The sequence below is a fragment of the Treponema parvum genome, from assembly GCF_017893965.1.
Taxonomy (GTDB): Bacteria; Spirochaetota; Spirochaetia; order Treponematales; family Treponemataceae; genus Treponema_D; species Treponema_D parvum.
The window spans coordinates 1,032,893-1,057,495 of the sequence record NZ_CP054142.1; the positions used below are offsets into that span (position 1 = coordinate 1,032,893).

The 24,603-nt window shown below is 43.7% G+C and carries 22 protein-coding genes; 13 read left to right on the plus strand and 9 right to left on the minus strand.

Annotated elements, in window-relative coordinates:
- The first annotated feature begins 256 nt into the window (after positions 1 to 256).
- The 7 genes from HRQ91_RS04575 to HRQ91_RS04605 all read left to right on the plus strand — a co-directional run bounded on the left by HRQ91_RS04575 (position 257) and on the right by HRQ91_RS04605 (position 6,333).
- A complete protein-coding gene (locus tag HRQ91_RS04575; RefSeq protein WP_246473304.1) occupies positions 257 to 493 on the plus strand; it encodes a transcriptional repressor in 237 nt (78 codons plus the stop codon).
- Between the two features lie 44 nt (positions 494 to 537).
- A complete protein-coding gene (locus tag HRQ91_RS04580; RefSeq protein WP_210120469.1) occupies positions 538 to 1,077 on the plus strand; it encodes a MotA/TolQ/ExbB proton channel family protein in 540 nt (179 codons plus the stop codon).
- A 13-nt stretch (positions 1,078 to 1,090) separates the two neighbouring features.
- Positions 1,091 to 1,498 carry an ExbD/TolR family protein gene (locus tag HRQ91_RS04585; protein WP_246473283.1) on the plus strand — a complete coding sequence of 136 codons (408 nt, stop codon included), beginning with the start codon at positions 1,091 to 1,093 and terminating at the stop codon, positions 1,496 to 1,498.
- Positions 1,482 to 2,165 carry an energy transducer TonB gene (locus tag HRQ91_RS04590; RefSeq protein WP_210120470.1) on the plus strand — a complete coding sequence of 228 codons (684 nt, stop codon included), beginning with the start codon at positions 1,482 to 1,484 and terminating at the stop codon, positions 2,163 to 2,165. The genes HRQ91_RS04585 and HRQ91_RS04590 overlap by 17 nt, the downstream gene beginning before the upstream one ends.
- Positions 2,166 to 2,315: 150 nt before the next feature.
- Positions 2,316 to 4,325: a TonB-dependent receptor plug domain-containing protein gene (locus HRQ91_RS04595; RefSeq protein ID WP_246473284.1), complete on the plus strand. Its 2,010-nt coding sequence runs from the start codon at positions 2,316 to 2,318 to the stop codon at positions 4,323 to 4,325.
- Positions 4,326 to 4,374: 49 nt separating this feature from the next.
- Complete coding sequence (locus HRQ91_RS04600) at positions 4,375 to 5,349, plus strand: calycin-like domain-containing protein (RefSeq protein WP_210120472.1); 975 nt, start codon at positions 4,375 to 4,377, stop codon at positions 5,347 to 5,349.
- 321 nt (positions 5,350 to 5,670) lie between these two features.
- Positions 5,671 to 6,333, plus strand: coding sequence for a hypothetical protein (locus tag HRQ91_RS04605; protein ID WP_210120473.1), 663 nt, complete (start codon positions 5,671 to 5,673; stop codon positions 6,331 to 6,333).
- Positions 6,334 to 6,884: 551 nt separating this feature from the next.
- On the opposite strand, the gene HRQ91_RS04610 is transcribed toward HRQ91_RS04605, so the two are convergent.
- Positions 6,885 to 7,220: a hypothetical protein gene (locus HRQ91_RS04610; protein WP_210120474.1), complete on the minus strand. Its 336-nt coding sequence runs from the start codon at positions 7,218 to 7,220 to the stop codon at positions 6,885 to 6,887.
- Positions 7,221 to 7,523: 303 nt separating this feature from the next.
- On the opposite strand from HRQ91_RS04610, the gene HRQ91_RS04615 reads away from it, so the two are divergent.
- Positions 7,524 to 7,916 (plus strand): S24 family peptidase, encoded by a 393-nt coding sequence (locus HRQ91_RS04615; RefSeq protein WP_210120475.1) that lies wholly within the window; start codon positions 7,524 to 7,526, stop codon positions 7,914 to 7,916.
- A 220-nt stretch (positions 7,917 to 8,136) separates the two neighbouring features.
- Positions 8,137 to 8,709 carry a nitroreductase family protein gene (locus tag HRQ91_RS04620; RefSeq protein WP_210120476.1) on the plus strand — a complete coding sequence of 191 codons (573 nt, stop codon included), beginning with the start codon at positions 8,137 to 8,139 and terminating at the stop codon, positions 8,707 to 8,709.
- A 99-nt stretch (positions 8,710 to 8,808) separates the two neighbouring features.
- On the opposite strand, the gene HRQ91_RS04625 is transcribed toward HRQ91_RS04620, so the two are convergent.
- Genes HRQ91_RS04625 through HRQ91_RS04635 form a run of 3 tightly spaced genes read right to left on the minus strand, consistent with a single transcriptional unit; the run spans position 8,809 to position 11,197 of the window.
- A complete protein-coding gene (locus HRQ91_RS04625; RefSeq protein WP_210120477.1) occupies positions 8,809 to 9,870 on the minus strand; it encodes an LPP20 family lipoprotein in 1,062 nt (353 codons plus the stop codon).
- A 16-nt stretch (positions 9,871 to 9,886) separates the two neighbouring features.
- Positions 9,887 to 10,552, minus strand: coding sequence for a penicillin-binding protein activator LpoB (locus tag HRQ91_RS04630; protein WP_210120478.1), 666 nt, complete (start codon positions 10,550 to 10,552; stop codon positions 9,887 to 9,889).
- Between the two features lie 60 nt (positions 10,553 to 10,612).
- Positions 10,613 to 11,197: an LPP20 family lipoprotein gene (locus tag HRQ91_RS04635; protein ID WP_210120479.1), complete on the minus strand. Its 585-nt coding sequence runs from the start codon at positions 11,195 to 11,197 to the stop codon at positions 10,613 to 10,615.
- Positions 11,198 to 11,637: 440 nt separating this feature from the next.
- On the opposite strand from HRQ91_RS04635, the gene HRQ91_RS04640 reads away from it, so the two are divergent.
- From HRQ91_RS04640 to HRQ91_RS04655, 4 genes are all read left to right on the plus strand, one after another.
- Positions 11,638 to 12,495 carry a phosphatase PAP2 family protein gene (locus HRQ91_RS04640; protein ID WP_210120480.1) on the plus strand — a complete coding sequence of 286 codons (858 nt, stop codon included), beginning with the start codon at positions 11,638 to 11,640 and terminating at the stop codon, positions 12,493 to 12,495.
- Between the two features lie 356 nt (positions 12,496 to 12,851).
- Entirely contained in the window at positions 12,852 to 15,554 is a 2,703-nt protein-coding gene (lon, locus tag HRQ91_RS04645) for an endopeptidase La (RefSeq protein ID WP_210120734.1), read from the plus strand.
- 142 nt (positions 15,555 to 15,696) lie between these two features.
- Positions 15,697 to 16,071 (plus strand): ArsR/SmtB family transcription factor, encoded by a 375-nt coding sequence (locus HRQ91_RS04650; RefSeq protein WP_210116717.1) that lies wholly within the window; start codon positions 15,697 to 15,699, stop codon positions 16,069 to 16,071.
- 142 nt (positions 16,072 to 16,213) lie between these two features.
- Entirely contained in the window at positions 16,214 to 18,919 is a 2,706-nt protein-coding gene (locus tag HRQ91_RS04655) for an efflux RND transporter permease subunit (protein ID WP_210120481.1), read from the plus strand.
- A gap of 98 nt (positions 18,920 to 19,017) precedes the next feature.
- On the opposite strand, the gene HRQ91_RS04660 is transcribed toward HRQ91_RS04655, so the two are convergent.
- The 5 genes from HRQ91_RS04660 to HRQ91_RS04680 form a co-directional block, all read right to left on the minus strand.
- Complete coding sequence (locus HRQ91_RS04660; RefSeq protein ID WP_210120482.1) at positions 19,018 to 20,535, minus strand: hypothetical protein; 1,518 nt, start codon at positions 20,533 to 20,535, stop codon at positions 19,018 to 19,020.
- Positions 20,536 to 20,700: 165 nt separating this feature from the next.
- A complete protein-coding gene (locus HRQ91_RS04665) occupies positions 20,701 to 21,483 on the minus strand; it encodes an outer membrane lipoprotein-sorting protein (protein WP_210120483.1) in 783 nt (260 codons plus the stop codon).
- 359 nt (positions 21,484 to 21,842) lie between these two features.
- Positions 21,843 to 22,607, minus strand: coding sequence for an SDR family NAD(P)-dependent oxidoreductase (locus tag HRQ91_RS04670; RefSeq protein WP_246473285.1), 765 nt, complete (start codon positions 22,605 to 22,607; stop codon positions 21,843 to 21,845).
- Between the two features lie 89 nt (positions 22,608 to 22,696).
- Positions 22,697 to 23,974 carry a TRAP transporter large permease gene (locus HRQ91_RS04675; RefSeq protein WP_210120484.1) on the minus strand — a complete coding sequence of 426 codons (1,278 nt, stop codon included), beginning with the start codon at positions 23,972 to 23,974 and terminating at the stop codon, positions 22,697 to 22,699.
- Entirely contained in the window at positions 23,974 to 24,477 is a 504-nt protein-coding gene (locus tag HRQ91_RS04680) for a TRAP transporter small permease (protein ID WP_210120485.1), read from the minus strand. Before HRQ91_RS04680 ends, HRQ91_RS04675 begins: the two co-directional genes overlap by 1 nt.
- Between the last annotated feature and the right edge of the window lie 126 nt (positions 24,478 to 24,603).

Here is a 24,603-nt window from a genome sequence, read left to right on the forward strand (position 1 = left end):
TTTTCGCGTCAATAAATCTATTGACATACAGTGATTTAAATAATAGCATAGGCTAATGATAGTTAGTAATAGGTAACTTTTTAAAAACCGATTGCGCGTAACAAGCGCACCAATGCCGCATTTTCGAAAATTGATATTTCCTGCAATGCCGCATTTTACGGATCGGTTTTCGGAGGTTTCCGATATATTTTTGTGCTTAGTATTATGTATGAAATATCTGTTTAAAGAAATACTTGCATCTTTCAGAGAAAACGGGATGCGCGTGACAAGTCAGCGCAGGAAGCTGCTCGCGATTATATTGCAAAATCCCGATTTATCGCCGAAAGAGATATTTTACATCGCACATAAAAAAGATAATTCGATCGGGCGGGCAACCGTATACCGGCTGGTTCGTTCGCTTCAGAAACTAGGGTATATTCGGCGCCACTATATTAAAATCGTACCGAAACGCAGCGTTCCGTCTGTTCCTGTTTCCGCTACAGGTTATTCTTAAGTTTTGTAAATAAATGCAATGATCAAGGAAAATCAGGTATCATTATGAGATTGGTTGAATTTATTAACTTGGGCGGACCGCTCAACTGGGTGCTTGCCGTAATATTGTGTTTTTGTTTTTGTCAATGCCTTGAGCGTGGCATATATTTTTTTCAAACGCGCAAAGGTTCGAAAAAGGATGTGCTCAAACGCTTGCAGGAGAAGGCTGCGGAGATTGCGGGGCTGCCGGAAGAGCGGCGCAGCAGCGAGTTTACCAAAGAAAGCACGCTTTTGTATTACGAAATGAACCGCGGGTTGTGGCTGCTCAATTTTATCAGCGCTGTCTCTCCGTCGATAGGACTGCTCGGTACGGTTACCGGTCTTATCGGCGCATTTTCGAAGATGGCGGAAGTTGGCGCCGCGGTTAACATTCAGGATCTGTCCGGCGGCATTTGGGAAGCTATGCTCACGACGGCGTTCGGCATGATCATTTCGATACCCGCGCTCCTGTGCTACCGTACGTTCAAACGCATTATCGAAAAGCGTATGATGTTTATGCAGTTGTACGGCGAAGAGGGGGAAACGGCGGGGCAAATAAAGGGATAAACACAGGAGATAAATGATGATTAAACCCGACTTTTTATCCCGTTATGATGAAGAACTTGTCGTAAACATAACGTCGCTTATCGACGTTATCTTTATTCTGCTTATCTTTTTTATGGTATCGACGCAATTTAAAAGAAGCTCACTTCCGCTTGACTTGCCGAGAAGCGAAGATACGACGCAGGAACGCAATACGACAAAGGTTCTTGCCGTCACCGCCGACAGAATGGAATTGGACGGCGATGAAGTAACGCTTGAAGTGCTCGAAGGCACGCTTTCGTCCATGTATGCGCGTGAACCGGAACTTGCGCTTTCGCTTGAATGCGAGCGGACGGTCGAGTTTGAACGGATTGTGCAGATATTGACAAAAGTACAGGCCGCGGGGATCAGCCGCATAGGTATCGTGCATGAGCCGTTGGATTAGCTCCGCCCTGTGTACGCTCGCAATCGTTGCATTTTTGTTTTGCCTGCCCATTTGGGGTATACGGAGATCTTCGTCGTCTCAGGCGTCGATAGTGTCGGATACGACGGTGTCGAACGTTCGCATTGTACAGCGTGCGGCAAAAAAAGCGCCGGCAGTCGTGCAGAATAAAAGCGTTCCCGCAGTTCCGGCAACGCCGGCCGAAACAATTCCTTCTCCGGAACAGGAAGTGCCTACAGAAAGACTTGAGCAAACCGAAGAGTCGAAAGAACCGTCCGCCGAAGCGGTCGATGAAAGCCCGTCGGCAGATGCGAGCGAAAGTACGTCAAGCGAGGCGGGGAGTGCGCTCGGCGCTGAAGATTCATTTTCTCATACGCAGGATGCGAAAGCGGCTGCAACGTATAAGTCCTATGTGCTCGGGCGCATAGCGTCAAAAAAGACATATCCATATTCCGCCCGTTCGAACGGGCAGGAAGGCAAAGTTCGCGCGCGTATCGTCATCAATCCTGACGGAACGCTTGCGGAAGCCGTCATAATAGAGCCGTCGGAATACGAGCTTTTAAACAGTGCATGTCTTTCCGCGATTAAAAAATCCGCCCCTTTCAGAAAAATGACCGGCGGCGCCGGAGCGATGACGCTTTCATTTATCATGGATTTTTCACTGCACTGAATGCGCTTGGAGCCCTGCGCGGCGTTATTGATGTTTTTTCTCAATAAGGCGGAATTTTATTACAAAAAACAAAAAAAACTATAATATAGAAGTTAGCGTAGGCTAACTAAAATGGGTATATTTTTGAAACGATATATTTTTTTCTGCATTGTGATTTTTTCAGCATCGTTTTTATTTTCACAGGAAACTGAAGACGATGTTATCACCGTCGATGCGGAAAAGATCGAACAGACTATCGACGATGCCGTCGAACAAAAAAAAGTTATCACAACCGACGACATACGAAAGTCTGGTTCCAAGACTGTCGGTGACGCTTTAAAAACGCTTCCCGATGTTGCGGTGAACGCCGCCACAGCAGGCAACGCCAACGAATCCGTCACAATGCAGGGGCTCGGCAACGGCTACGTTAAAATCATGATAGACGGCGTGAGCGTTTCAACCGATATATCGGGATCCACGCCGATTTTTCAGATCCCTATTGAAAACATCGAACGCATCGAAGTTATCAAGGGTGCGGATTCCGTTTTGTACGGAAGCGACGCGATGGGAGGCGCCATCAACATCATAACGAAGCGTGGAAGATCGGATTCCGAAAAACAAGATTCGCAGGATGCCGAAAAAACAAAGTTGAAAATTGCCGGTGGCATTACCGAAGAAGTCGGATTTATGCCGCTGATACTGGGATGGAAAAACTATGCGGCGGGAAATCTCACCGTTTCGGGAAAGCATATTTCGAATACCCTGATAGGCAGTTTCGATTTTAATCCGGGAAGGGAAAAGAAGACCGAAGACGCCCTCGCCGGAAAAATTACCTATTATGAAGATACAAAAAAAATACTCGGTTTTGTGCGGGATACGCTTACGTGGAACGACGTGTGGGGTTCCGTCGGCGCATACACAGTGTATACGGGTTCTCACCAAATAAGCAATTATACGAAAACGGGGCTCGATAAAGGCGCGGATATGACGTATACCACTCACCGCGGAGAGTTCGGGCTTACGGGAAAATATATCTTCGACGAAAAGCTGTACGTTGACAGCTTTTTGGCGGGGAAACTGTATTTTATGGAGACGGTTTACAACGTAAAGGCCGGGCTGCACTCTTCGTCGACGGGAACACATTCCAATTCTTCCGACGTGGAAAGCGATACAAGGGTGCACTGGACGCCGAATACGATAAACGATATCACGTTGGGTGCAAACGCAGACCTCGAATCGATGAGCGGTACGTCGTTCGAAAAGCGAAAATATGCTTTGGAAACCGCGCTCTTCGCACAGGACAGCATTGCACTTTTCGACGCAAAGCTGACGCTCGTTCCCGGCGTCCGCTTCGACGTTTCACCGAGCGTTCAGGGAAGCAGCGCGCTTTTTATGGCGACGCCGAAGTTCGGCATAAAATACAATCCGACCGAAAAGACGGCGCTCCGTTTCAGCTACGGCATGGGGTATAAAATTCCTTCGCTGAAAGAAAAACACTGGATTTTCAGACACAGCTACGCACCCGGCGCCGGAAACTTTATCCTCTACGGAAATCCGAATCTCGTTCCGGAAAAATCGCACAGCTTCAATATCGGCGTCGAGCAAAACGTAAAAAATCTTTTTAAAGTTTCCGCCGGCGGCTATTTCAACTACATACTCGACCTCATCGACAGCGTCGTCACCGATGCGTCTTCGTCTCCGCAGAAACGCGAATATCGAAACGTGGATAAGGCGATGACTTACGGAGGCGATATTTCAATAAGCTCGGATATGGACAGGCTCAACGTAAAAGTCGGCTACGCATACACCGGAGCGAAGTTTTTTGATAAAGACACCGCCGGATGGGAAAACCTCGCGCTGCGCGTTCCGCACCGCCTCACCGCACACGTCGCCTACCGCATTCCCGTCATCGAAACGACGGCCGCTTTGAACGTGCAGTGGAATTCGCCGCAGCTTTTGACGGCGAAAAGCGGTTACTACACGCCCGATTACTGTATGGTCGGCTTTGACGTTTCGAAAAAGTTTTTGGATGAAAAACTCGAAGTATATGTCGGTGTGGACAATATGCTGAACAATATTCACTTTGTAAAAGGGACGAACGGAGAAACGCAAAAAAAATATTACGGGCTTGCCGACGGTATCGGTGTGCGTATCGGCGGTAAATATAATTTCGGGAAGTGAGGCAAGCGTCGCTTGTCGATTTCCTGAAAAAGTTTTTATAGGAGGTTTTATGAAAAAAAACATGCGATATTTTTTTAAGGGAGGAGCTGCGGCGATTTCGGCGGCGCTGATTTTGCTGTCGGTTTCCTGCTCGCAAAGCGCGGACGAGCTTAAAGATCACGACATCAGCGAGCTGTACGGTTATACGTACCACGGAACCATTACCGCTTCAGGCGGCAATACTTTAATACCGTTGCTTATTTTATATAACGATAAGCGGGCCGATTGGAATATGAGCATCAACGGAATGAATGTCGTTCCGTTTTATTATTATACCGTTAAGAATTCCAAAAGCAACTACACGATGTATTGGTTCGGCGGCTCGGATCTGGCGGCGGCGGAATCTCACGACAAGTCAAAAGCTGCGATGACCGTTCAGCTCGGCATAAACTCTTTGGATGAAGTGGTCATTTTGCTTACCGGCGACGGTCTTACCGGCATCGAAGCGATGCAAAACACGCGCGTTCCCATGTATAAGCAAACGGCAATTCCGAAAAACACAAATGCACCCTCAATAGCGTTTGATCCGAGCATTCAGGACGTAACGATTGAAATTCCGAGCGACGCCGCGGCGGCCGATTGGGGAGGGAGTGCTTCGTATACGGGAACATTTGACTATTTGATCGGACCAGGCGGAAACACAGCGAGAGGACACGGAAGCTGCGGCGCCGGAATCGAACCGAAAATTACCTTTGCGTCGGACGGAACGCACACGGTAAAGCTCGGTATGCACCGCTTTGCCTATACGCCTATGATGACCATTGAAGGTTACGATATTCCCGGTGTGCGTGTGTCTGAAAAAGACGGCGTATATTATTTGAAGCGTGATCCGGCCGGTGTTCCTGCAAATATGGGTGGTGTATCTAAAACATTAAACGATCTGACGGTTTGCGGAAAACTTGAAGGCGGCAAACTGACGCTGCGCGTCGAATTTAAGCCGGGCGCGATGCCGCTTCCGATTATTGAAATATTCACAAGCAATTAAACGGATTTTCCGTTTGAAAATATACTGCTTCGAAAGAAGCTGAAGGAGGTATGATAAAAAGCGCCGTCTGATATCGCCGTCGCTAAAGTCCGGAGCCGAAAAACGCTGAAGCGTTTTTCTTTTATCGGAGACATTCGCGATTTCTGCGCGGGGAACTTCGCGCTTTGCGCTCGTTGCAAGTCGCGCATTGCTCGAAATTGCAGCGTTCTTATCTCGAGTTTGCGTTGCAAACTTGATTATTAAATATGTGCGCCAGTGCGCACGGCTAAAAACTTTTTCGGAAATTGATATTTCCTGCAAAAGTTTTTATAGGAGGTTTTTATGAAAAAATATATGTTTATTGCAGCGGCTTTAGCGGCCGTTCTTGTCGGTTTCAGCGCATGCAGCAACGGTTCGTCGGACAACAATACGCCGACGATACCGGGGGGGGGCTCCGGTACTCCCGAAGTGCCCCTGTTGCCAGGAAACTATACCGTCGAATCGGACTTGAGCTGCGTTGCCCCCGGAATGAACAATGCCGACTTAGCTAAAGGGGTTCCGGTAAGCGGATATAAACCTTTACTGGAAAGTACTCGCGCTACCGTTGACAGCGACGGGAACATAACACTCACCCTGAAATTTAGAAAGGCACGCATACATTTTAACGCTTCCGCTGCGGCAATAAACACCTTTATCGATCCGCGCAATTCACCGCCCGGCTATTACGATATGGCCGGAGTTAAACAGAATGCGCTGTCTACCACCGTAAGTACCGATGACACTGCGAAAGATCCTACCAATCAGGATGTTTACTATCTTACTTCAATGACCTTTCCTGCAAGCAAAGGAAAATCTGAATATTTTTTGTGGATTTACATCAATTCCGGCTTTATGGGCGCGCAGTTCAGCGACGGAAAAGGGACGGCGGGACACAGTCAACCGAACCAGCACTCAAAATATGCCGGTAAATTTACCGTCGATTGGACTACTCTTACGAAAGAATAGCATATACTGAATACGTTTGCTGTACCGGCGGAAAAAGCGATTGCTTTTTTTTCGCCGGTATTTTTTCTAGCGGCAAGAAGCCGCTTATATTTAATAAAAGTCATCGCACCTTTACGGATATAAGAGCCTTGGGTATATTTGAAACTTTTAGTAGTTCTTAATTGATACATTAATCCGTCATCGCCGCTTTGAATTCGTCAAATGAATTAACTGTTGCGGAATTTATTCTCCCGTCGTCCTCGCAAGATGTATAAAAAGGCACCGTTCTAGGCGTATTACTTCTTATTATGTAGGCACACCACGTATTGGCTTTTTAGCTTTCTTGAGGGTTCCACCAATTACCTTGTTTCGGAACGATAAAATCTTTATTAACTAAAGTTATCTTTTCCAAAATTCCACGCAGTGACTTCTGATTCAGCTCCATTCCCGATCACCTTTTCAAGCGTATAGAGGATAAAACCGCCTTCATTGTTCCAGTCGTTATCAGACTTTAGTCTGAACAAAACTCCGTTAATTTTTGTAAACATTCCGGAAAGCCCTTGCGATTGCGTTTAAAGCTCTACGATCGAAGATTTAACAAGGTTCCCGTTCGAATCCTTTAAGGTTTTACCCCCTGTGTGATGATATAGCCCTTGTATTTCCTTTTGGCTGTCTTTATCGACATCCCAACCGCCGTTTATTTTTCGCCAATACCATAGCGGCATTGAAACGGTGTCTGTTTCTGCGTCTAACATACCCGCGCTTGCGTCCTTTTGTCGCAAGTATAACCGTATCATCGAGCCGTCGCCTTCTTTTACGCGCTCGATTGCTTTTCCCTCGACAAAGTCAAGGACTGTTTCCTCGCTGGATATACGCCTGTTCTTTTTGTAGTTTTTTCGTCTACTCATACTCTCTCGGACGTATCGGAGTTTTTATCCTACTCAAGACATCCGCTTGTTATCGGTCTACCGGTTTCTCTTGCCCATTTGGTATAACGGCGACGGATAACATCGCAATAAACGGGATCGAGTTCTCAATAAACGTCTCAAATAATTTAACAGGCTTCATTGTCGGGTGCGATTCGTTGCGGCTAGGCTTGTCGCAGTGGATCACGGTAGTCAAATCTCGCCTTCTACCCCAAAAATGCGCAGCGCATTGACGGCTTCGATAAAATTCCATCGAACGGGAATAACGACATAGCATTAATCGAAATGTTCCTTGTTGAAGCTGCGGCAGGGAAGGGGCGGGAAGTTGCTGAATACTATGACGTTACCCAGATCCCCATACTGGAGCGATTTATTTACCCGTATAAAGCCAATCAGGTAAAAGCCGTTATCGTTAAAGGCGACAGTATGAACGGTATGCATATCTGCCATAACGATATAGTGCTATTTGTGCCGGAAGAAAAGGGATGTAACGGCATTTTTGTCATATCAATAAATAACAACGTGCTGGTAAAACGCCTTGAATTCAACCCTGCCGAACATTGCGTCCGAGTGTTGAGCGAAAATGAAAAATACGCGCCGATCGTCATAAAAGAAAACGGCGGCGATATACTGACGGTAAGCGGGCGGGTGATTGTCGTGCTGCATCGGGCGATGTAACGTCCTGTGGCGTAGCGTTGTTTATTGGTAAATGGCACACGGCTTATTGACGTTTTAATCAACGGGAAGTATCATTTAACAACAAGAATTTCAGACGAGATCGGTTTTCAAATAACAGAACAAAGGCTTATTTTTATGGCTCGCTCGTCTATTTTTCCGCCATCCACGGCGGTACTTAAACGAGGAGTTTGCTGCGCAAACGTCGCTTACTAGGAAGGATATGATAAAAGATCTTGTATTGCAAAGCCGCTCTTATCGCCGCTTTTATGAAAATGAAAAAATTTCTGAAGGTACTCTCGTCTCTTTAATCGACGTTGCCCGTCTTTGTCCGTCGGCCGCAAATCAGCAGCCTTTAAAATATCGCTTGGTAAATGATGCCGAAGAGAATAAAAAATTATTTTCATGCCTTCATTGGGCTATGGCGTTGCCTGAGTGGGGCGGGCCGGCGGAAGGTGAAAGACCGTCCGCTTATATAATTATTCTTGACGATTTACGAATAGCAAAGAATAGGCAAACGGACGTCGGCATTGCCGCGCAATCGATAATGCTCGCCGCTTCGGAGCGGGGACTGGGCGGCTGTATGCTCGGCGCGATCGACCGCGAAAAACTTTTTGAATTATTCGGCCTTGATAAAGAAAAATACGAAATCGAACTGGTGCTTGCCTTAGGCAAACCTAAAGAAACCGTAAAGATTGTACCGCTTGACGAAGGCGGAAGCGTTAAATACTTTCGCGACGAAAAGCAAATCCACTATGTTCCCAAAAGGAATTTGGACGATATAATAGTAAAATAAGTTTTTATTCGGCAAAACGCCCCAAGGTTTTTATCCGAAGGAAATTTTCTGTCCAGCGGAAAATTTTTCTTAAAGTGCGCCGTTCAATTTGCAGCGGCGTTACTTTGCCTTTGAAAAAACGGCGGCGGCAAATTCTTGAGGATATTCGTTTATTATTGCCGCTTCAAGCGCTCTTGTCGCCGCGTTAAGGGCGTCCTGTTCTGTCAGTTTTCCTACGCGAGCGTTCTTTGTCCACGGAAATATATTTTTTCCGCTTGACGTGTCCGTCGTCGTAGAAGTTACGTTATAACGGACAAAGGCATATTGGGAATCCGGCATCTGTATGTTTTCATAAGAGACGCTTGCGGTAAGTTCATAAAGGACATTCGTCGTATCTGAAACCTTTTTATCCGCTTGTTTCGCAAGGGCTTTTATTCCGAACGACGAAAGCGCCGATGCAAAGGCTGCAGCAACTCTGCCGTCGGTATCTCCGTCTACGGAAATACTAACGTTTATTTTGGACAAGAGTTCCGCCGTCCTTTGGGCGACGGCATTTGTCGAGCCGTAATCTACGGAAACGGTCTTTTTATACACGGGCTTAATGATCGCGAGGAGTGAAAAATAATAGTCGTTTGTTTTCGCAAGCTCGTATGCGTTTACGGCGTAAGCGCAGCTTTCGAAAGTGCCTTCCGTTTTTTCGGCAAGTAAAAGCAGTTCTTTTACGGCGGCATTGTTTTCTTCTATTTTGCTGCGGTAATATTGTCCGCTTTCGTTTCTGTTTAAAACCGCCAACGCGTATTCCGTGCCGTCGGGAGCGGAGTACGATCTTTTAACGGAAATACCCGCAAGATCATTTAATGAAGTCGACGTTTTTATCCGTGAAAGATATGAGGACACTCCTTCGCTTGCACTTGAAAACGACATCTGCGTATTTTCTTCGGCTTCGATATTCTGGTTGAGCACTCTGCCTATTGCGGCTGCCGCATCATTTTCCGCGTCGCCCCTCGATTTCGCGCTGCCTATTCCCGTAATATATGCGTCCGACGGAAACAGCGTCTCGGGATTATTCAGCCATTCCGGTTGTTTTTGACCGCTATCGGCGGATTTTTTCTTTGCTCCTCCGGCATATGCGGCTGCCGATAAGCAAAGCAATATGGCGCACGCGGCGCTTGCGTATCTCATACCTTTTCCTGACTTTCTACTTTCGCACGGACGATTTTCCGATGACTTTTTTGATGCTGTCGTTTTCGTTTATCCAGATCTTACGATGCGATTCAATGTCTATAAGTTCCGTAGAAACATAATACGTTCTCGTAAGAGTTTTTGCATTTGAATCGACGATCGTTTTTACCGAACCCTGCATCATAAAATCCGCGCCCGTAGCGTTTGCAAGATTTTTTGCGCTTTCTTCGCTTGCGTGCGTCTGCTGGTATTCAAGTTCCGCATCCAGTTCTTTGCGTTGAGAAGAACTTGCGACAAAGTCGACGAGACCGCTGTTTACGAGAGCCGTTTCAAGTTTTGCGGTAAGGATAGACGTGTCAATGTGTTCGTCGCTTTGGTTTCTGAATGAACCGAGTATTACGACCGGAAGCCGCCCCTTATGCGACGATGAAAAATTTTTTATTCGCTGCGATCCCAAACATTCGGATATGATCGCCTCGGCGACTATCCTTACGTCGGTATCGTTCCAATATCCGCTTAAATCTAGCTGAGTGTCGGATGAAACCCTTGTGACCTTTGTCGACGAGCATCCTGCAAAAATATAAAACACCGAAAGCAATATGAAAAACTTTGTGAAAAGCTTTTTGGGGGAACCTCTAAAAACTGCAGTTTTTAGAGGTAACTTTTGTTTATTCTTTTCCATAAATATGACTCCCTGTTAATTTAATTATGCCGGCATAATCGGATTATGCCGGCCGCGGAATCAGTTGCCGAGCAGCTTGTATTTTTTTACGGCGTCCGAAACTTTTTCTACTGTGATCTCCGATTTTTGATTTGCGGCATAATCTTTTACAATGTCGTTTACCGTAGGCAACACGGCTTCGTACGGCAAAAACATGAGAACGTAAACGGTATTATCGGGGCCTACCCAATAATCTGCCTGCGTGGAACCCTGCAGCAATGCATCGGTTCTTGCGACGATGGCTTCTTCCATGTAATTGAGAGCGTCTTCGGGTATTCCGGTGTCTTCAGCATAAGTCGTGGTTGCGCCTTTAAGGGATACTTGAACGGTGTTTGCAAGTTCCGCCCGTCCGTTTACGCGCGCCGCTTTGAGTGAATTTTGCATATTGCTCATTTTTGCGGAGCCTACCGCATAAATTCCGTCAAGGGACTGTTTGCCTTCCATAACCCATGCCGGACGCTCCACGCCTTCGGCGCCGACTACTTTTTTTACCTGCGACGCTGCCGTAGGCTCTTCTTTTGCTTTAGCGGCTTCTTTTGTAGAACCGCAGCTCATAAGAATTGCGGCTATTGCGCTGAATGCAACGATAATAGCTTGTTTTTTCATAAATCCTCCGAAAATTATAATATCCTATAACCCGTATCGGACACGTGCGGAGCATCGGTATCTGATATGCGCGGATATTTTATTGCTTTTATTGCCTAGTAAGTACGGTTGCAGTATATCATAATATATTTTTAAAGTCAGTTACGCTCTGTAGGTTACAAATAATTGCGTAAAATATCAATTTTGAAAACGCCGCGTCAGTGCTCGATAGTGTCGCAAAACTTTGACTTTTTAAATATCTTCCTATAAAATGCAACAGTTGAGAGAATATCAATTCTCGAAAACTGTTGCATTGATGCGCGATCCCCGCAACGAGCGCGTAAGCGCGAAGTTTCGAGCGGCGATATGTTAATTAGCGATGTTTGCGCAGCAAACTCGTCGTTTAATGAGGCCGCGATATTTCAGCGGTCGAAATTAAACATTCGTTTATAAATAGTGATATGACCTTAGGCGATATTGATATTTGTATTTGCGTTCATAATAATTTTGCAGACTCAGTTTTTTGCCTTATCCTTAAAAAGATCAGGTTTTTATTTATTTGCGCATTGTTTTCAGTTTCAGGAATTTTTGCTTTTGCGAAAGAAGCCGTTTTTTCGCTTTCGCCCGTAGGAGACGCCGCCGCCGTTTGCTCGGGTCTTGCACTCGAAACCGTAAACCTTTTTATGAATAATCCCGAGTGGGACGGCGTAAGAAATTCCAAGGGCGACGTAAATTCCTTTGACTCAAGCTTTATGTATAAATATAACAAAGCTCTCGACGTTTCCGGCGATGTTTTGTTCGGAACTCTTGCCGCCAGTCAATTGGCGCTCACATTTACGGCTGAAAGACAGGAATGGTTTCCCGTTTTGGTTATGGCCGCCGAGACAGTCCTTATAACCGACGGAACAAAGCGCATATTAAAAAAATCGGTCGCCAGAATGCGCCCGTACACGTATTTCGAAGACCCTCCGTCGGACAGCGACGCCGCCGCTTCATGGCCCAGCGGACATTCTATGAACGGTTTTGCGCTGGCTTCTTTTTCAAGTTATGTGTTCAGTCAGTATTATCCTGATTCTCCGTGGAGATGGGCTGTGACGGGCGGCGCTTTCGGTATTGCCGCAGCTACGGCGGTAAGCCGCATTTTTGCGGGCTGCCACTTTATTTCGGACACTTTAGGCGGGGCCGCTTTGGGAAGCGCGATAGGCTTTCTTGTTCCTTTTTTACACACCAATCGCTTCTTGGGGGCGAGGTCAAAGACAGGGGAAACCGTTCAATTAGCCCTTATCCCGTCGGGTATAATGCTTTCCGTGCATTTTTAGAATTTGCAGCCAAAGCGGTCTTGAGCATTTTATTTGTCATTTGTGTTTTTTGTATATATATTATTGATATGAATAAAAAATACACGGAAAATGAATTTACTGATGACGATAATCTTCTTTCGCTTGACGAGATGGCGATGCTTGACGGCGCTGAAAATTCAAACGATGCGATAAAAAAATACTTTGAAGATGAAAATACCGCCGGATCTTCCGGCGCCGGAGTGGAAACGGAAAATGCCGGGCAGATTGTGTCCGCGGCGGATCAGGAATTTACGGCTGCCGCTTCACCTTTGGATTCCGCCGGCAAAGAATCTTCGTCGTCAAATGACGGAAATTCAATAGTGTCCGTCGAGCAGATGCTTCCCAATAAGCTTTTTTTAATTCCGCTGCAGGGACGTCCGATTTTTCCCGGAATATTCACTCCCCTTATGATTAATTCTGCCGAAGACGCAAAAATTATAGAAGAGTCGTATAATTCCAACGGTTTTATCGGAATCGTTATGCTCAAAAACGACAACAACAATCCTTCGATCACGGATCTGTACGAAGTAGGAACCGCCGCAAGGATAATCAAAAAGATAAATTTGCCTGACGGCGGCTTGAATGTTTTTATTTCTACGGTAAAGCGTTTTAAGATCCGCAAAGCGCTAAAATCTTCGTCGCCCATTATTGCGGCCGTCGATTATCTCAATGACGAAGAAGACGACACTTTTGAAGTAAAGGCTTTGACGCGGGCCCTTATAAGTGAAATGAAAGAAGTGTCCGAAAATAATCCTCTTTTTTCGGAAGAAATGCGCCTTAATATGGTCAACATCGATCATCCCGGAAAAATCGCCGATTTTATAGCTTCTATTTTGAACATAGATAAAACCGAACAGCAAAAAGTTCTTGAACTTTTGAACGTGCGCCGCAGGATGGAGCAGGTTTTAGTGTATATCAAAAAAGAACAGGAGCTGCTCAGGATTCAGAAAAAAATTCAAAACGAATTGAATGAAAGGGTTGAAAAAAATCAGCGGGAATATTTTTTAAGAGAAGAGTTGCGTTCCATTCAGGAAGAATTGGGAACGGATGCGGACGGCAATGGAACCGATTACCAGAAATTTAAAGATAAAATCGCAAAATTTAACTTTGAAGGCGAAATAAAAGAAGCCGTGGAAGACGAACTTGAAAAATTCCATCTTATGGATCCGAATTCCGCGGAATTTATAGGAACACGTAACTATCTTGAATTGGTCTGCGCCCTTCCTTGGCAGAGCATAAATCACGAATCTTATAGTTTGAACGAAGCAAAGAAAATTCTTGAAAAGGATCATTACGGCCTTGAGGACGTAAAAAAACGCATTATGGAATATCTTTCAGTGCGCAAACTTAAAAAAGACAATAAGGGCTCGATACTTCTTTTAGTCGGACCGCCCGGAGTAGGAAAGACAAGCATCGGCCATTCCATTGCGCATGCTATGAATAAACCGTTTTACAGGTTTTCCGTGGGAGGAATGCGGGACGAAGCGGAGATAAAAGGGCACCGCAGAACTTATATAGGCGCAATGCCCGGAAAAATTCTTCAGGGAATGAAGATATCGAAAACAAAGGCTCCCGTATTTATGATTGACGAAATCGATAAGATGGGATCAAGCTTCCAGGGAGATCCTGCAAGCGCATTGCTTGAAGTTCTGGATCCTGAACAGAACGTTTCATTCCGCGACAATTATTTGGATCTGCCGTTCGATATTTCGGATGTGTTTTTTATTTTGACTGCAAATACGCTTGACACGGTTCCAGCTCCATTGCTTGATCGCGCCGAAATTATTCAACTGCCCGGTTATATAGACCAGGAAAAGATTGAAATTGCAAAAAAATATTTGATCCCGAAAAATCTCGCTAAAAACGGTTTGTCAAAAAATCAGGTCGTTTATACGAAGGACGCTCTTGTAACGATAGCCGAAGAATACGCACGCGAGGCGGGCGTTCGTAATTTTGAAAAATGTTTGGATAAAATTGACCGTAAAATAGTTACCGAACTTCTTAACGCTGCGGAAGAAAAGGCTGAAAAAGCGCGAAAAGAAGCTCAAGCACAAGCAAAGGCTTCCGGTAAGAGCAGGAGCGGAAAGGTAAAAAGCCCTGCCGAAAACGCTCGGATAGAAGCCTCCGCTGCAAATGCCGCAGACGCTGCAAATTTTGCCGCGGCCGCTTCCGACGCCACCGCTACAAACTCCACTGCCGCCTCCACCGGTGCCATGGCCGCAGATTCCGTCGAAGCCGCAGTTGAAAAAGATGCGTCGGGCAAAACCGAAAATGCCGCGACGGGTACTGCCGTACGCGAGCCCGTTGCGAAAGATGCTTTAGGGCACAACTCTGACGCTCCTGTGAATGAAATCCCCGACGCTCTTTCTTTTATCGACAGGGAAAAGACATATACGATTGACAGCGCCGACTTAAATAAGTATTTGGGAAAGCCCTCTTTTGACGAAAGTGAAATAAAAAAAGCCGTAGTGCCGGGTACTGCCATAGGTCTTGCATGGACAAGCATGGGCGGCGATACGCTTTTGATAGAGTCCATTGCGTTCCCCGGAAAGGGAAGCGTCGAGCTTACCGGGCAGATGGGCGACGTGATGAAAGAGTCTGCGGAAATAGCTCTTAACTGGGTAAAAAGAAGCATTCTCGAACAAAAGATAAAGGAATCGGACTGGTTTGAAAAAAACGTAATTCACTTGCATATTCCCGAAGGCGCGACGCCCAAAGACGGCCCGAGCGCGGGAATTACGATGGCTACTACATTCATGTCGCTTTTGACGGGCAGGGTGATAAAGTCAAATCTTGCCATGACGGGGGAATTGTCTCTTACAGGTCAAGTTTTGCCTATCGGAGGATTGCGTGAAAAAACCGTCGCCGCGCGTAGGAACGGAATAAAGACGATAATAATCCCCAAGGGAAACGTGCGCGATTTGGATGAAATTCCTGTGCACGTAAAATCCGGAATAAAATTTCTTCCGGTAACTAGAGTTGAAGAAGTTATGGATCTCGTTTTCCCGCCGGAAAAAGGCAGGACTAAAAAGAATTGACGGAAAGCAAAAAAGGCGGAACGCAACGCGCAGCGGCCGACGCAAAGCCGCGACAACCGACGCAAAGCCGCGCGTTTAATACGTGCGGCTCTGTTTGACAAAATTCCGTTATGCATCTATATTATTTAAAATGCACCTCGTTATGGACATAGAGAAGATTTATAATGCGTTCCGCGAAGAGATTCCTGTTTTTACGGCTTTTTCCGATGACGAGCGTTTTAAACTTTTTTTGAGGATACTGCAGGCGGGTGAAACCGGTATACATGTAAATGCCGTTAAGGCTTTGTCACATCTGTCGCGTCCGGCCGTTTCTCATCATTTAAAAATTCTAAAAACCTGCGGTCTTATCGATTTTAGAAAATCCGGAACGAAAATATACTATTATGTTTCCTGTAAGGATAAGTTTTCAAAATTAAAAAAAAACCTTTCAATATTGTCACAGGGAATTCAAGATACGGATTTGGAAGAGATCGCTTCTTCCGATGAAATAAAAGAAATATTGGGTTCCGATAAATAACACCTTTAAGTCGCGGCGGAATTTATTGATCTTTATGAATATTTTTGTTATATTCTTTACATACGTTCAAAAAAATGAACGCTTAAAGTGCTTTTTTAAAAGCGTATTTTCTCATTTTTAAGGATTTTTTAAGGATAGTATTATGCGGAAACTTTTAAAAAACTCGTATCTGATAATAGTTTTATCCGTCGCCGTCACGGTTTTTTTTGCTTTGCGATTGCGGGGAATTGAAATTCAAAATACCATACGTATGTTTATGCCGCAAAAAGGCGAATCTTATACACGTATGCTCAATACCGAAGAACAGTTCGGAAGTATGCTGCTGATCGGAATTTCGATCGAAGCGGAAAACGATACTTCCGTAATTACTCCCCGAAACATTCAAATCATACGCAATATTACGGAAAAATGTTCGCTGGTCGACTATGTTACGGACATAGATTCATTGACTAATGTCGATTTTATATACGGCGAGGACGGAGCTCTTGTAACCGAAAAGCTTGTCGGAAAAGACGATCCTGTAACTGATGCGCAGATTGCGCAGATAAAGCAGAGCATAGCGGATTGGCAGGATATGTATCAAAATGTAATTTTGTCCAATGACGGAAAGATTACTCAGATCATCATAAAAGTAGATCCGGATACGAATTCTTCACAGCAAATTGCGATGCTGTCGCAGATAAAGACTATCGTAAGCGAGCAGGTAAAGGGAACCGATCTTACGGTGCGATACTACGGAGAACCTGTGCAAAGCGACGAAATACGCAAATTGATGATGGTAGACCTTACGCGTCTTATCCCGCTTGTCATACTTGTAGTAATATTAACCCTGTATTTTTCTTTCCGATCGTTTATCGGCACTATGCTGCCGCTCCTTACGGTCTTAATGAGTACCGTTTGGGCATGCGGACTTATGGCAATATTCGGCGTGACTTTTACGCTCATAGCAAGCGTCATTCCCATTGCGCTCATTGCGTGCGGTTCCGCCTACGGCATTCACGTCATAAGCCACTATTACGAAGAAATTTCTGTCGTAAGCGGCGAAATTACAAAAGAAAAACATTTAAACGCTATAATATCAGGATTGAAAAATGTTAGTCTGCCCATTTTTCTTGCAGGTGTAACGACAATAGCGGGTTTTATATCTTTGATTACGAGCCCTCTTATTCCTCTGCAATCCTTTGCCGTGTTCACAGCTCTCGGCGTGGGATTTGCCTTATTGCTTTCGGTAACGCTGATTCCGGCGATGCTTTACATTACTCCGCTAAAACAAGTAAGCAAGCGTTCTACACACTTGAAAAAGGTTGCGGAAAAGTCCGTAAAATATAAGAACCGCCTGAGTCATATGTCGGGCGACAGCACTATGTTCAGTTTTTATAAGTTTTTTGCAGGAACCAGGCCGCGCGTAACGCTGCTGATTTTGTTAATACTCATCGCTTCCGGAGTGGGAATCCACAAGATGATAATAGATACGGCGATGATAAACTATTTTCCTAAAGAAGTGCAATTCAGAAAAGACATAGATTTTGTCGACAAAAATCTTACAGGATCGAACACTCTGTTTTTTGTTGTTAGCGGTCGGGAAAAAGGCGACATGACTAAACCTGAAATCCTTAAAGCCGTAGATAATATGCAAAATCATCTTTTAAAGACCATGCCCGAAATCGGGAAGATCGTTTCTTTTACGACCTTTATAAAAAGAATGAATCAGGTAATGCACGTTCCGTTCGTTCAGGAATTTCCTGTAGAAGACGGCGCCGCAAAAACCTCGAAAGCGGAAAATTTGTCTTATGACGACGCTGATTTCGGCTTTGACTTCGGTGACGGCAATGTTACAGGTGCGGATTCTGCCGCCAATGCGAATTCTTCCGCCGGCGCAGCTTCAAATTTTGTCGATCCGAATCCGGAATACGCTAAACGATTGGACGCTCAACTGACCGCAAGGGAGTTTTTTGACATCATTCAAAAAGCGTGTGCCGAAGCGGGCGGAGACAAAGCAAGCGTAGCGGACTTGGTAAGAAAAATAGAGCAGGCTCTTAATTATAACGGAACGGACTATTATGAAATTCCGTATGATGAAAAGCGTTACCCCGTAGAGCGACGGGAACAGCTTGCGGATCTTGTTTCGCAGTATCTTTTATTGTACAGCGGCTCGCTTGACAATTTTGCGGACGATCAGCTCTCCCCGAAAGTCATCCGCATACAGGTTCAGATACGGGAACAGAGCACTATTGAAACAAAAAAGATAATCGAAGGCGCTAAATCTTATGCGGCGAAGTATTTCCCCGAGGGATATTCCATCGAGGCGACTGGCAACGCCGAAATGCAATACAATATGGCAAAAATGGTAATCAACAGCCAGATGACAAGCATTATATTTTCGATCATTTTAGTGTTTATAATACTGAGCATTTCATTTAAGTCGCCTATAGCGGGATTTATAGGCGCCGTACCGCTTGTTTTTACCATTTTGCTGAATTTTATGGTTATGGGCTTTGCGAATATTCACCTTGATCTTTTGACAAGCATTATCGCTTCTGTAGCGATCGGAATAGGCATAGATTACACTATCCATTTTATGGAAACTTATCGAGCCGAACGCGCAAAGACCGACAATCTTGAAGAAGTTACAAGAAATACGTTTCGCATTTCAGGGCAGGGAATAATGACGAACGCGCTCGCTGTAGGCTTGGGATTTGCCGTTCTTGTTCTTTCGAATTTTATAATCCTTCGCTATGTGGGAATATTGGTTACGATCGTTATGTTTTCAAGTTCGACTTTGGCGCTTACGATAATTCCGGGATTCCTTAATCTGATTGATCCTAAATTCATGCATTCGAAAAGCTAAAGACGAATAGGTAAACGGCCGATCGAACGCACATGTACCTGCGATCGAACCGCGCGATAACAGTGCAGGCCTAAGGCCTGCACCGATTTGAAACTGAACTAGAACGTGTATTTTATGCCCGCCTGCACGAAACTGTTGTCTTTCCATGCGTAGAATTCGCTGTCTTTATCCCTGCAGTATATATACATGCCAGAAGCGATCAGATCTATGCCTGTTCTTACGGTATAAGATATCTGCGGACGGACGCTCAGATCGCCGCGTTCGATTCCCCATACGACGAGAATTTCCGTTTTTAGGTTTTCGTGCAAAAAATTATCGCTTATGTTGACGGAAAGTTTATTATTCGAATAGCAGTCCTCGCTGTCTCTGTCAACGTCGTAATTACCGTTGTTTTTTATGCTCTCTCCGTGCAGGATAAAAGCGCCCGTTTCCTGAACGTTTACGTTCAAATTATGTATCGGAAGATCCATGTCAAAGCCCGCTACCCATGCGACGCTGTTGTTATGCACCGCGCTGTTATCGCCGGCAATGTCGTCGGTAAGATTGTATGCAAATTCAAAGCGAGTATTGAGTTTTCCGAATACTTTTGCGCCCTCTATGCCGAAAACCTGAAGCCTGTCGTAGTCGATCCCTGTTTCGAGATTCGAAGCTCCGCCGTTTGTTATATAGTCTCTAACATATGAGGAGAGTTTTAAAGGATCCACGCTGGGGCGCTTGTATCGTCCGTAATAATACGAAAGTCCCCAATCGAAAGATCCCAAAAGCCCCGTAACTCTTAGTCCGTATTGACTGTATTTAAGGTTGTAAAGATCTGGCATAAGAAGATCTGACGAAAGTTTATTTGCGGCGGACATCTGTTTTACAGAGGGCGAACCAATGGAGCTTAATGTATTTACGGCCGTAGAGGATACCGTCGCCGAAAGTTCTTTTTTTGCAGCCGGAACCCAAAGACCGTCGTCGGAAAAACGGTCGGCCGCCGTTACGGGAGAATATACGGCTTCAGCTCTGAACATGCCTGAAGGCGCGTTGTAGATTGCGCGGAACATAGGAACCGCCAGCCGTCTGTCGATATAATCAGGATAAATAAAGTCCGTATAATCGGAAGCGAGAAAATTATCCAATACGTGAAGTTTATCTCCCTTTCCCCATACGAGCTTTTCTTTTCCGCCTTCGAGAATAAAATTTCCAAGGTAGACGCGGGCGACCGCTTCTTCAATCACGTCTTCATTGTAGGTTCTTATTGAATCTTTGCTGAAATTCAGCTTTATCTCTGCGTCCGCCGCCTCTCCGCGATGATCTATATTGATCGTTAAGTCGGGGACGGCTTTTAAAGGGAATCTTTCAGATCCTTTATTGTCCTTGTTTTCAGGATCGTCCAAATATGCGCGGGCGTCGAACTTTAATTTTCCCCCCAGCGTTACGGCAGACAGAGATTGCGTAACATAATCCTGCGAATTTGATGAAAAGTCAAAGCCGCCCGTATCCTGCGTTTCCGCGTTGGTACCGGAAGATATGTCGGATGGAGTTCCGCTGAAATCAAAGCCGTCGTCTGCGAATGCCATTTCGAATCCCGATACAATAAATAAGAAAAGAAACACTCTTTGTACAATCTTCATGTTATCATCCCCTTTAAACGATACCGCAGCGGCCTGATTAAGCGCCGCCGACATCAGTCTGAACCGCCGCCACGGATTACCGTCTTTTTACCGTAAGAGCCTCTGGCAACGCCGTAAATCGCCGCCACAGATTATCGCCTTTTGCCGCAAGCACGTCGGTAAAAATTACAGACGCCCCGTATTTAAGAAATTCGGTGAAAAATACCCTTCGGCAAGAGGTTTGTCGACTTCTATGTTCAAAATTTTAAGCGTTGTGGAATGTCCCGTTTGAACGTTATCCATTTGCATTTCCATGGGAATATTATAAGTTTTGTTTCCGGTTCGCTCTTCGATAGATTTGATCGTGTTTATTTTTTGAAGTTTTTCCTTTTTGTCATACATTTCAATATAGACCGGAATCATAGTTTTTTTATCGACCCATGAAATTCTGTATAAATACTGGTTGTTTTTATCCAGCGGAACGGATTTTACCACGTAACAGTCAAAACCGTTTTTTGTTTCGCTTTCTTTTAAAAGTTCGTGCGTATCTTCTTCGACTTCTCGTGTGCTCATATCGTCATAGGTAAAGTCCGTTCCTACGAACGACTTGTCTCCTTCGGAAGAAGCGACGCGACGCGTAGAGCGCAGGGCGGGAAGATATATCCACTTATCGTCGTCCGCATTTTTATTTTCTTTTTGCAAAAAGCGGGTGTCTTTTACGGCTGCGGGAGAAAAAAAGATCATGACCATGTCCGTTAAGTTCTCCCGGCAACGGCCGTATTCCCCTACGTTTCTGGTTTCCTTAGTACCGTTCTTGTCGGTCAATGTCATTTGAAGAGCGGCTTTTGTAAAATTCGGTTTTTTGCGATCATATACCTGCCTCATGATGTCCGTAGCGTCGGCAGCGGCCACATACGAACACAGCGCCAGTGCCGTTACCATTGCCGTAAATATTTTTTTTAATTTCATGACAAACCTCTGAATATAAGTAGTATTAAGCGTGTACGATTTTTCAGGCTCGGCGTCATGCAAAATTTACCGGCATGCAGCCGAAATAATTTTAGACGACGCTCCGATAAAATTGTAACTTCGCTTTTTCAATCGGTTTAAGTAATTAAACCGATTGAAGTATATTAAACTTTTATCGGTGTGTCAACAAAAGAGAAAGGAGGGCGGAAATGATTTTTTGTCTAAATTAAGGATAATAAGTCATTAATAAGAGCATGGAACGTAATACCGTTCAACAACAACTTTGATTTGTCTCACATTTGTTTATGCGTATTATGCTATGTTGAGAGCGAATTTATGTAGGGGCAAATAATCAAATTTTATCTAACTAAATATCCTCCATCCACAGGGATTATTGCTCCATTTAGATAATCTGAAGCATTAGATGCTAAAAATATTACTGGTCCTTTCATATCTTCAGGAGTTCCCCATCTCTTAGAAGGAATACGATTTGTAATTTCTAAAAATCTTGGATTATTAGGATCTGTCAAAGCTACATTCATTTCTGTATCCATATATCCGGGTGCCAAAGCATTAACATTGATTCCCTTTTCTGCCCATTCATTACAGAAAGCCTTAGTAAGCTGTGCTATTCCCCCTTTGGAAGCTGCATATGCTGGTACTGTATATCCACCGAAAAAAGACAACATTGAAGCTATATTGATAATTTTTCCTTTAGAATTTTGCTTTATAAATTGCTTTGCAGCTAATTGACATAGGACAAATACAGCTGTTAAATTTACATCAATAACGAAATTCCAATCATTTAAAGGAAATTCCTCACTTTTATGACGCCTTTGTACTCCCGCACTATTCACAATAATATCTAAATGTCCTCCTAATTTTTCTACGGCATCCCTAAATGCTTCTTCTCTTTCTCCTTCTTTAGCTATATTTGCTATAATTCCATGACATTTAAATCCTTTATCGTTAAATTCTTTTGCTACATCTATTACCTTCGGATTAATATCTAATATACAAACTTCTGCTCCTGCTTCCATAAGCCCTTCCGCCATTCCTTTACTTAGCCCTTGAGCAGCCCCTGTTACTATTGCCTTTTTCCCTGTTAAATCCCATAAGTTCATTTTTATCTCCTTGATTTCCTTTTCAGTAAAATTTTGATACTATTTTTTTGAATACAATGGATCTAAAATTGCTAGATCATAACTTCTTTTTAATTTAATAAAAATGTACTAAGTTTAGGTAGAAAGACCACAAGAAAAAACACTACAACATATCCTATAAAAAATGGAAGCTGTCCTTTTGCTATATCTCCCATTTTTAACTTTGTAACACTTGCCGCTGAAAATATATTCACAGCTACAGGAGGTGTCATTGTTCCTATTACATTTGAAATAGAAACTATCATACCAAAATGAATAACATCTATTCCCACTGCCTTAGCAATAGGCCATAATACCGGAACCATTAATACGCAAGTTGCTATCCCCTCTAAAAATACTCCAAATATAAGAAAAATAATTGCTACCACAAAGCAAAACATTGTTGCTGATAAGTTCAATCCTACAACAAAGTTTACAAGTTGTGCTGATATCCCTCCAAAAGCAAATAACCAAGCAAAAGATGTTGAAGTAGCAATAATAAATAAAATCATTGCTGAACCTTTTGCCGAATCTAAAAAAATTTGATATAAATCTTTTATTGAAACTTCTCTATAAATAAACATTCCCGTTATTAAAGACCAGACAACTGCTATTGCTGAAGATTCAGTCGGAGTTAACATTCCTGAATAAATTCCTCCCAAAATTATTATTGGAAGAAAGAGTGCCGGAATTGCTTTAAAAAAACTTATAAAAAATTCATTAAATGACATTTTTACCCGTTTTTGAGGCCATTTTTCTTTATTAGCATAAAAAATAACAACACTCATTAAAACAAACATTATAAAAATTCCTATTGCCATTCCAGACTTGAACATATCTCCAACTGATGCACCTGTTATTGTTGCATATACAACCATAATTATACTTGGAGGTATTATAGGTCCAAGACCACCAGACACAACTAAAAGACCTGCTGTCCTTTCCTTGGGATAGCCAAGCTTAACCATGTCGGGATAAAGCATCACTCCGATAGCTACAACTGTCGCAGGAGCTGACCCCGATAAAGCAGCAAAAAACGCACATGCCAGAACTAATGCCAATCCAAGTCCTCCCCTAAAACCTCCTACTATTGAATTGGCAAACTCAACAAGTCTTCTTGATATTCCCCCTTTGGTCATAATATTGCCTGCCAAAACGAAAAATGCAATTGCCATTATTGATGTGGAGTCCAGCCCTCCAAAAATTCTTTGCGCAATAACATTTATAGAAAGATGAATATTAGGACTGAAAAGAATTGTTGCCATTCCTGCCGCGCCTAAAGACATTGCTATTGGAACACCTAAAATTAAAAGAATTGCAAATGAACCAAATAAAATCAAACCTGTCATTATTTTTCACCTTTTTCTTTTTTATTATTTATTCCTGTTTTTCCTATTATCATCATTATCAATGTAATTCCTTGAACCAAAGTAATTATCCCAAAACTTAAAGCTAATGAAAAATAAGGGATTGACATTGGGATTTGTAATCCTGGAGAAACTTGCCCTGATATAATTTGTTTTTGGACAAGCCCCATAGAATGGTAAAAAAGAGAAGCTGCAGCTAGAACCACTATTAATTTGGAAATAATCATCACAATTTTTTTTGTTTTTCCTTTTAACATATCTACTATAATTGTAACTGATATTTGAGTTCCATCTCTAAGCCCCATCTCTGTTCCCAGAAGTACCATATATACCATAGAATACTTTGCAGCTTCTTCAAAACCGGATATTGGAATTTTAAAAATATTTCTATTAATTACTTGAGCAAAACTTGATATGACCATAATTATAAAAGGTATAACCATTATAATATCTTCTATTTTTTGAAATTTTCTCAATATCTTCATTTTATCCCCTTATATAATATTTTTTTATGAAGGGTTGTTTGTAAATTTACAACAAGCCTGCGAAGATTAGTCTCTCTTCCGCGTTTGTTTAATCGAATTCGGTTCATAATAATACTGACTTCTGGA